Annotated in this window: 1 protein-coding gene; it reads right to left on the bottom strand. The window is 65.8% G+C overall.

Going from position 1 to position 257, the window contains the following annotated elements; all coding sequences use genetic code 11:
* Window positions 1-257 (bottom strand): cache domain-containing protein (locus ACPWR9_RS25870; RefSeq protein ID WP_426335287.1); only part of this gene is annotated, 257 nt, incomplete at both ends.

Raw genomic sequence — 257 nt, forward strand, 5'->3', positions numbered from 1 at the left:
GAGACGGTTTCTCCCACGCGTATTGAACGTAACCCCCCCCTGCACGGGCGGCCGCGATGAGACGCTGGATCGTGGGCGCACCGGACTCGTCTTTGAGCGACCAGAGATTGTGGCCGACGAGTTCCGGCTGACGCGGATGCATCAGGCTGCGGCCCTGGAGGTCGTAGACGAAGAAGTAGCCGTCCTGGCCGAATTCCATGCGGGCGAGCGTGGCAAGGGCGGCTTCACGCGCTGCCGGCGTATCCGGGCCGTCATAG

Source organism: Pandoraea pneumonica (assembly GCF_049918595.1).
GTDB classification, from domain to species: domain Bacteria; phylum Pseudomonadota; class Gammaproteobacteria; order Burkholderiales; family Burkholderiaceae; genus Pandoraea; species Pandoraea pneumonica_A.